Origin of the sequence: Streptomyces sp. AA1529 (assembly GCF_000280905.1) — a bacterium.
Classification (GTDB): Bacteria; Actinomycetota; Actinomycetes; order Streptomycetales; family Streptomycetaceae; genus Streptomyces.
On record NZ_ALAP01000060.1, the window covers coordinates 42,877 to 50,871 of the forward strand.

At 73.6% G+C, this 7,995-nt stretch carries 9 protein-coding genes; 3 read left to right on the forward strand and 6 right to left on the reverse strand.

The features are described from left to right. Window positions 1-38: 38 nt before the first annotated feature. Together A949_RS0117845 and A949_RS0117850 are read right to left on the reverse strand one after the other, a co-directional pair. The gene (locus A949_RS0117845) at window positions 39-641 is read right to left on the reverse strand and encodes an isochorismatase family protein (protein ID WP_019357387.1); all 603 of its coding nucleotides are present in this window, start codon (window positions 639-641) and stop codon (window positions 39-41) included. A gap of 142 nt (window positions 642-783) precedes the next feature. Then, window positions 784-1,767: a GlxA family transcriptional regulator gene (locus A949_RS0117850; protein WP_019357388.1), complete on the reverse strand. Its 984-nt coding sequence runs from the start codon at window positions 1,765-1,767 to the stop codon at window positions 784-786. Between the two features lie 232 nt (window positions 1,768-1,999). Between A949_RS0117850 and murJ the strand changes: the two genes are divergently transcribed. Together murJ and A949_RS0117860 are read left to right on the forward strand one after the other, a co-directional pair. Continuing rightward, window positions 2,000-3,679 carry a murein biosynthesis integral membrane protein MurJ gene (gene murJ / locus A949_RS0117855; protein WP_026004771.1) on the forward strand — a complete coding sequence of 560 codons (1,680 nt, stop codon included), beginning with the start codon at window positions 2,000-2,002 and terminating at the stop codon, window positions 3,677-3,679. 60 nt (window positions 3,680-3,739) lie between these two features. After that, window positions 3,740-4,705 carry a carbohydrate kinase family protein gene (locus tag A949_RS0117860; protein ID WP_019357390.1) on the forward strand — a complete coding sequence of 322 codons (966 nt, stop codon included), beginning with the start codon at window positions 3,740-3,742 and terminating at the stop codon, window positions 4,703-4,705. 1 nt (window position 4,706) lies between these two features. Here A949_RS0117860 and A949_RS36595 read toward each other — a convergent pair whose 3' ends face one another. From A949_RS36595 to A949_RS0117875, 3 genes are all read right to left on the reverse strand, one after another. Further along, window positions 4,707-4,964 (reverse strand): NUDIX domain-containing protein, encoded by a 258-nt coding sequence (locus A949_RS36595; RefSeq protein ID WP_078565462.1) that lies wholly within the window; start codon window positions 4,962-4,964, stop codon window positions 4,707-4,709. 37 nt (window positions 4,965-5,001) lie between these two features. Next, window positions 5,002-5,475: a hypothetical protein gene (locus A949_RS0117870; RefSeq protein WP_019357392.1), complete on the reverse strand. Its 474-nt coding sequence runs from the start codon at window positions 5,473-5,475 to the stop codon at window positions 5,002-5,004. 236 nt (window positions 5,476-5,711) lie between these two features. Beyond that, a complete protein-coding gene (locus A949_RS0117875; RefSeq protein WP_026004772.1) occupies window positions 5,712-6,683 on the reverse strand; it encodes a beta-ketoacyl-ACP synthase III in 972 nt (323 codons plus the stop codon). Window positions 6,684-6,844: 161 nt separating this feature from the next. Between A949_RS0117875 and A949_RS0117880 the strand changes: the two genes are divergently transcribed. Then, window positions 6,845-7,480: a TetR/AcrR family transcriptional regulator gene (locus tag A949_RS0117880; protein ID WP_019357394.1), complete on the forward strand. Its 636-nt coding sequence runs from the start codon at window positions 6,845-6,847 to the stop codon at window positions 7,478-7,480. A 4-nt stretch (window positions 7,481-7,484) separates the two neighbouring features. Here A949_RS0117880 and A949_RS0117885 read toward each other — a convergent pair. Next, window positions 7,485-7,995, reverse strand: a 511-nt coding sequence (locus A949_RS0117885) for an acyl-CoA dehydrogenase family protein (protein ID WP_026004774.1), incomplete at its 5' end; no start/stop codon positions are given.

Genomic DNA, 7,995 nt, shown 5'->3' on the forward strand with positions numbered 1-7,995 from the left:
GACACCGCGGCCGGCTGCCCGGCGACCGGCCGGGAAGGTCACCGCACCAGGTGCTCCACCGTGGGGGCCACCGTGCCGAAGAGGTCGGCGACGGTGGTCAGGCTCGCCGTCTGCAACACGGCGGCGGGCAGGGTGCTGCCGTCGGGTGCGGTCAGCGGGCGGGTCGCGGTCGCCTCGGCGACGACAGCGGGCCGGTAGCCGAGGTTGAAGGCGCCCTGTGCGGTGAAGGTGACGCACATGTGGGTCATGAACCCCGCCAGCACCAGGTCGTCACCCGTGCCCGACTCGCGCAGGGTCTGTCGCAGACCGGTGTCCCGGAACGCGTCGGGGAACCGCTTGACCACGACGGGCTCGTCCCCGGCGGGTGCCACCTCCGGGCTGACGGCACCGATGTCGGCACGGATGTCGTAGGGCGAGCCCTCGCCGCCGTCGTTGACGATGTGCACGACCGGCGCACCGGCCTCGCGGGCGGCGGCCAGCAGGCGGGCTCCCGCGGCCAGCGCGGGCTCGGCGCCCTCCAGGGCCATGACACCGGTGCGGTACGTCTGCTGGAAGTCGATCATGAGGACGGTGGCGTCGCCGAGCCGGGGCAGCGTGTTGTCGAGACCGATGACGTCACGCAGAGTCGTGGACGTGTTCATGGGGAAAGGTTCCTTTCGGGTAGGAGGAGCGCACGGCGGAGCCGACGCGGCGCGTGTGCGCGGCGACTGCTCGGGTGCTGTGCTCGGGGATCCGCGGTCCGTGGTGAGGTGGTCGCGTGGTGCGGTGGTCGGGAGCGAGCGGTCAGCTCGTGGTGCGGAAGCGGCGGCGGTAGGCGGCCGGAGTGGTGTTGAGCTGCTTGCGGAAGGCGCGGTGCAGTGTCTCCACCGAACCCAGCCCGGTGTCCGCCGTGATCTGCGCCGGGGACCGGTCGGTCGTCTCCAGCAGCCTGCGCGCCGCCTCGACCCGTGCCGCCTCCACATAGGCCGCCGGGCTGCTGCCCGTCTCCTGCCGGAAGACCCTCGCGAAGTGCCGTTCGCTCAGGCACATCCGACCTGCCAGCACCGGCGCGGACAGGTCCTCCGCGAGGTGTTCGGCGATGAACACGCGCAGCTCGTCGAGCTCCCGCCGGGCGGCGGCCGGAACACTCAACGGCACGCTGAACTGGCTCTGGCCGCCCTGCCGACGGAGGTAGACGACCAGCTGCCGGGCCACGGCGAGTGCCAGGTCCTCGCCGTGGTCCTCGGCCACCAGCGCGAGCGCCAGATCCATACAGGTGCTGATGCCCGCACCGGTCCACACCCGGCCGGAGCGGACGAAGATCGGGTCGGCGTCCACGCGCACCCGGGGGTGCTCGGCGGCGAGCTGCGCCGCGGTCGACCAGTGCGTGGTCGCCCGCCGTCCGTCGAGCAGTCCCGCCGCCGCGAGCACATGGGCTCCCACACACACCGAGGCGATCCGCCGCGCGTACGGCGCGGTGTCCCTGACCCACTCCACGACGCGCTCCTCCACCCGGGCCACCGGGCCGTCCGGGTGCAGGTCCACGGCGCCGGGCACCAGGAGGGTGTCCACCGAGGCTCCCACCTCGGCGAAGGTCAGATCGGCCAGCAGCCGCACCCCGGCGGAGGTGGCGACCGGCTCGGCGTCCGGTCCGGCCAGCCGGACCCGGTAGTCCGCCCGGCCCCCGCTCTCCCGGTTGGCCAGCGCGAAGACCTCGGCCGGGCCGGTGACGTCGAGCAGGTCGACATCCGGGAAGACCGCGATGACGACGCGGTGAGAAGTGGACATGCCCCCATCCTCGGCGCGGGTCCCGATGTCCGCAATGACGGTTCTCTGTCACATCCGGCCCTCGCTCGCCGGGTGCCGCCGACCGCCCGGCCCCCGTTCGACCGCCGGCCGCCCGGCACCGTTGCACGGGCACATGCAGCGCGCGGCCCGTCCCTGAGGCGGGAGCGGGGATCCGCCCATGCCCTCCAGCGATGATTCACGGAAGGTGATCAACTGCCCTTAGATTGTCCGGATGGCAGACGGAACGCGGCCGGTGGCCGCTGCGCGGACAGCGCCCGGGTCCCCGACAGCCCCCGGCCGGACGGGACTCGCCCGCTCGTCGCTGCTGATGGCGGCGGGCACCGTCGTCTCGCGGGCCACCGGACTCATCCGACAGGTGCTGCAGGCGGCGGCGCTCGGCACCGGGCTGCTGGCCAGCACGTACAACACCGCCAACACCGTGCCCACCAGCCTCTACACCCTGCTGATCGGCGGCGCCCTCAACGCCGTACTGGTGCCGCAGCTCGTGCGGGCCCGGGCCACGCACGCCGACGGCGGCAGCGCGTACGAGCAGCGGCTGGTGACCCTCGTGGTCACCGTGCTGGCGCTCGGCACGGCACTCGCCGTCTGGGCGGCGCCGCAGATCGTGGGCCTCTTCATGCGGGACACCCCCGCGCAGCACGAGGCCTTCGAGCTGACCGTCGTCTTCGCCCGCTTCCTGCTGCCGCAGATCTTCTTCTACGGGCTGTTCGCGATCCTCGGCCAGGTCCTCAACGCGCGCGAGAAGTTCGGCGCGATGATGTGGACCCCGATCCTGAACAACGTCGTCCTCATCACGATGTTCGGCGTCTACCTGGGCATGATGACCGTCCCCGACCGGGTCGCGGACATCACCGGCACCCAGGTGCGGCTGCTGGGCCTGGGCACCACCGGTGGCATCGCCCTGCAGGCCCTCGCGCTGGTCCCGTTCGTGCGCGCCGCCGGATTCCGCTTCCGGCCACGCTTCGACTGGCGCGGCACCGGGCTGGGCCGCAGCGCGCACGCCGCCAAGTGGACGCTGCTGTTCGTGCTGGCCAACCAGGTCGCGCTCACCGTCGTCACCAACTACGCCAACACCGCCGACCAGGCGCTCCCCGACGCGGGCGCCGGATACTCGGCCTACACCTACGCGCAGACGATCTGGATGCTGCCGCAGTCCATCGTGACCGTCTCGCTGGTGACGGCGCTGTTGCCCCGGATGAGCCGCGCGGTGACCGAGGGACGGCACGCGGACCTGCGCGCCGATCTGGCCCGCGGACTCCGGCTCACCGGCGCCGTCATCGTCCCCACCGCCTTCCTCTTCCTCGCGCTCGGCCCGCAGATCGCCGCGCTGCTGTTCGCACACGGTGCCGCGGACGCCGAATCGGCTCGCCCCCTGGGGCAGATGCTCCAGGCGTTCGGACTCGGCCTGATCCCCTTCTCGGCGCAGTATCTGCTGCTGCGCGGCTTCTACGCCTTCGAGGACACCCGCACCCCGTTCCGGACGGCCGCGTTCATCGCGGCCGTGAACATCGCCCTGGCCACCGGCTGCCATCTGCTGCTGCCGCCCCGCTGGGCGGTGACCGGCATGGCCGCCGGGTACGCACTGGCCTACGCCGCCGGACTGCTGCTCACGCTCCGGCTGCTGCGCCGCAGGCTGTCCGGCCCGCTCGACGGCTCGGGGGGACTGGCGCGGACGTACCGGAAGGTGGCCCTCGCGTCGGCCGTGGCCGCGGGGCTCGCCTGGGTGGCGGCGGACGCGGTGCGGCGCACCCTCGGCGGGGGCACGCTGCCCGCGGCGCTGTCCCTGGCGGCCGGCATCCTCGCGCTGGCCGCCGGCTACCTCGTGCTGGGACGGCTGCTGGGGGTGCCGGAGCTGCGGACCCTGCCGGGCCGCTCCCGCCGGACCCGGTGACCGTACGGTGGTGCCGACAGGGCCGGAGAGGCGCCGAGTTGTGAGACCGGAAGGGCCGAGATGACCGCTGAACTTCCCATCGCCGTGCTGGGCGAGTGCGTCGCCGACGCGTTCGTGACCGAGCCGCGCAGCTCCGGGGACGCCGCCCCGGCGCCGCTCGCGCTGGACGTCTTCCCCGGCGGCGGGCCCGCCAACACGGCCGTGGCGCTGGCCCGGCTGGGCACCCCGACCCGCTTCCTGGGGCGGCTCTCGCACGACGTCTTCGGGCGGCTGTTCGCCTCCCGGCTGGCGGAGTCCGGCGTCGACCTGGGTTCCGCGGTACGCGCCGCGCCCGAGCCCAGCACCCTGGCCGTGGCGGATCTGGCCGAGGACGGCAGCGCCGACTACTCCTTCCACGCGCAGCGGACGGCCGACTGGCAGTGGACCGACGCCGAACTCGCCGCCGCCACCGCCGATCCCGTCGGCTGCCTGCACACCGGCTCGCTCGCCCTGGTCCGGCAGCCCGGCGCGGCGGCTGTCGAGCGCCTGCTGACGGACATACGCGAGCGGGCCACCGTCTCGGTCGACCCCAACGTCCGGCCGCTGCTCGTCGAGCCCGCCGACTACCGTGCGGCGCTGCCCCGCTGGTGCGCGGCGGCCGACATCCTGCGGCTGTCCGACGACGACCTGGCCCACCTGCGGCCGGGCGCCACCCCGGAAGAGGGCGCCGACGCCTTCCACGCGGACGGTGTGCCGCTGGTCGTGGTCACCCTCGGCGCCGCGGGCGTGCTGGCCTCGCTGGACGGTACCCGGGTCCGCGTCCCGACCCCGCCCACCCCCGTCGTGGACACGGTCGGTGCGGGCGACTCCTTCATGGCGGGCTTCCTGCACGCACTGCGGGCGGCCGGGGCACTCGGCGGCAGACTGGACGGCCTCACCGGGCAGCAGGTCACCGAGGCGCTGGAGTTCGGCGTCCGGGTGGCCGCAGCGGTCGTCTCGGTGCGCGGCGCGAACCCGCCCTGGGCGGCCGACCTGGCGGCGGACTGACTCACACCACCAGCGGCAGGACGTGGTGCCGGACGGCCGGGGCCAGGCCGAGCCCCGGATCGACCGTCGCGCCGGTCCAGCGGAGCGCGGCGATCTCGGCGGCAGGCGCCGGCCGTCCGGCCAGATCGGCCCGGAAGACCACCAGCCGCATCGGCACGCCCTCCAGCGCCGCCGTCGCCCGTACCTCGGTGAGCGGGGTGGCGGACGACGGCGCGACGCCCAGCTCCTCACGCAGTTCGCGGTCCAGCGCGGCGCGCAGGCTCTCGCCGGGCTCCGGCTTGCCGCCGGCGCCGCTCTCAGGCCGTCGACGCGTCTTTCTGCAACTCGGTCACCAGGCCGACGATCTCAGCCTTCGCCTGCGGAACCGTGGACACGCAGTCGAGGGGGATGGTGCCACCACCTGCTGCCGAACCCATGGCCACGCAGCCGTTGCTCTCGAAATCCCGCAGGTGCCCGAGCGCCTTGGACAAGGACTCACTCTCCCGATCGGAGAGGTCCTTTGCTTTGGTCGCCTCTGCGAGCGCGTCGAGCTCCGACTGCGTTGCGGATACCCATCCGGCGCAGGGGGCGGACGTGAGGTCGTCTCCGTCGCACCTCTTGTCGTCGACCGCCTTCGAGAGCGGCTCGCAGTACTTGTCACAAAGGTCGGCCCGTTCCTTCATGTCCGGCTGCTGGGAGCCGCACCCCGCCAACGTGATCGCGCCGAGAAGAACGGACACGAGTGCCATGCCGCTGCGGCTTGGCCGCGCGGCCGACAGACTTGACGTCATACGACCTGTTCCTGCCTTCCGAGATTCCGTCAGATCGTCCCGTCATGGGCCACGTTGCGGGGGTCAGTCCGCACGAGCTGTTCGTCCCCCGCCCCGCTTCCTGCTCTCGTTCCGTTGACGACGGCAGCAAAGTAGTGGGGTCCGATTCTTCTGGCAACCGATTCAGGGCGAGCGTGGGAGGGCCGGGGTTCCGACGTCCATGGGGCCGATCCTGCCAGTCGCCGCCGGAGGCGCCGTCAGGGGCAGCGCACCACCTGGCTCGCCCAGGACAGGCCGCCGCCGAAGCCGAACAGCAGCACCGGGGCGCCTGGTGCGAGCTCCCGCCGCTCCACCAGCTTGGCCAGCGCCAGCGGCACGGAGGCGGCGGAGGTGTTGCCGGACTCGACCACGTCCTGGGCGACCACCGCGTCCGGGGACAGGTCCAGTCGCTCCAGCAGGGCCTCGATCAACCGCAGGTTGGCCTGGTGGGTGACCACCCCCGCCAGATCGCCGGGTGCCAGCCCGGCCCGTTCGCAGGCGCGGCGGGCCACGGCGGGGAGTTCGGTGGTGACCCAGCGGAAGACCGCCTGCCCCTCCTGGGCGAAGTGCGGCTGCCAGTCGTCCAGCAGCCGCACCAGGTCGCCCCGCGTCGGGTCCGAGCCCCACTCGACGGGCCCGATGCCCTCCGGTCCGGATTCCGCCACCGCGTCGCCGTCCGGGACGGCGCTGACGACCGCCGCGCCCGCGCCGTCCCCCAGCAGCACGCAGGTGCTGCGGTCCGTCCAGTCGGTGACGTCGGACATCTTCTCCGCACCGATCACCAGCGCGTGCCGGGCGGCGCCCGCGCGCACCGAGTGGCTCGCGGAGGCGAGCGCGGTGCAGAAGCCGGCGCAGCCGTTGTCGAGGTCGTAGGCGACCGCGGAGGGGATCTGCAGGGCGCGGGCGACCTGGGCCGCGTTGCTGGGGCAGCGGTCCCGCGCCGAGCAGGTGGCCAGGACCACCAGGCCGATGTCCTCGGGGGCGAGTCCGGCGGCGGCCAGCGCCTTGCCCGCGGCCGGGGCGGCCAGGTCGGCGACCGTCTCGCCCTCGGCTGCGATGCGCCGGGTGGCGATCCCGGTGCGCCGCCGGATCCAGGCGTCGCTGGTGTCGACCAGGCTCGCCAGGTCGTCGTTGGTCAGGACGCGGTCGGGCTGGTGGTGGCCCAGTGCGGCGATGCGGGTTCCCGGCACGGTGCTGTTCTCCTCGTTGCGGCGGAGGGAGCCGGGACGCACCCCGGCGGCTGCGCGCGGAGGGCGTCCGGCGCCGGAGGCCCTCGATGCGGGTCCGGCGCCGGAAATATAGCAACCGATCGATCGGAAGTTAAATGGGGGAGGCCGGATACGATGGAGACATGAGCCCACGCAAGTCCGCCGCCGAGGCCCGCCGCACGCGGGAGCGGATCATCGAGCGCAGCGTCGCCATCGGCTCCGTCGAGGGGCTGGAAGGGCTGACGATCGGACGGCTCGCCACCGACCTCGGCATGAGCAAGGCGGGCGTGCTCGGCCATTTCGGCACCAAACAGGCGCTGCAACTGGCCGCGCTGCACGGCGCCTCCGGGCTCTTCACCCGGCTGGTCTGGGAACCCGTCGCCGACCTGCGGCCCGGCCTGGTCCGGCTGCGCGCCTTCTGCGAGGCGTGGATCCGCTACCTGGAACAGGAACGCACGGCCTTCCCCGGCGGCTGCCTGTTCACCGCCGCCTCCGTCGAGTTCGACACCCGCGGCGGCCCCGTCCACGACACCGTCGCCCGGTTCATGCTGCGCGGGCGGCGACTCCTCGTGAACGACCTGCGGATCGCCGTCGAGGTGGGAGAACTCGGCCGCGGCGAGGACCCCGAGCAGCTCGCCTTCGAACTGCACGGGCTCTACATGGGACTCAACCAGGAACTCCAGCTCTTCGCCGACGCCACCGCGCCGGCCCGCACCCGCCGGGCCCTGGACCGGATGCTGGGCGCGGCACCCCCGGCGGGCACCGCACCCCGGAACTGAGCGGCTACACCTGCGGCAGCGCCCGCTCCACCAGCGCCGCCAGATCCGCGCCCGAGGGCAGCGTGCCGAAGGCCGCACCCCAGTCGCCCCCCAGCCGCGAGGCGCAGAACGCGTCCGAGACCGCCGTCGGCGCGAACCGCACCAGCAGCGAGCCCTGCAGCACCAGCGCCATCCGCTCCACCAGCCGCCGGGCCCGCGCCTCGATCCCCTCCAGGTCCGCCAACTGCGCGAACACGTCCTTCACGGCGGCGTCCAGCCGGTGGTCCGCGCCGTGCGCCCGCCCGATCTCGGTCAGGAACGCGTCCAGCGACTGCGGCGAGCGCTGCAGCGCGCGCAGCACGTCCAGCGCCTGCACGTTCCCCGAGCCCTCCCACAGCGAGTTGAGCGGCGCCTCGCGCAGCAGCCGCGGCATCGGCGACTCCTCCACATAGCCGTTCCCGCCCAGGCACTCCAGCGCCTCGCCCGTCAGCGGCACGCACCGCTTGGTCACCCAGTACTTCGCCGTCGGCAGCGCC

Excerpts from the sequence above, each read along its gene's own strand:
- A949_RS0117845 (WP_019357387.1), bottom strand. The coding sequence starts at position 641 with ATGAACACGTCCACGACTCTGCGTGACGTCATCGGTCTCGACAACACG.
- A949_RS0117850 (WP_019357388.1), bottom strand. The coding sequence starts at position 1,767 with ATGTCCACTTCTCACCGCGTCGTCATCGCGGTCTTCCCGGATGTCGAC.
- murJ (WP_026004771.1), top strand. The coding sequence starts at position 2,000 with ATGGCAGACGGAACGCGGCCGGTGGCCGCTGCGCGGACAGCGCCCGGG.
- A949_RS0117860 (WP_019357390.1), top strand. The coding sequence starts at position 3,740 with ATGACCGCTGAACTTCCCATCGCCGTGCTGGGCGAGTGCGTCGCCGAC.
- A949_RS0117870 (WP_019357392.1), bottom strand. The coding sequence starts at position 5,475 with ATGACGTCAAGTCTGTCGGCCGCGCGGCCAAGCCGCAGCGGCATGGCA.
- A949_RS0117880 (WP_019357394.1), top strand. The coding sequence starts at position 6,845 with ATGAGCCCACGCAAGTCCGCCGCCGAGGCCCGCCGCACGCGGGAGCGG.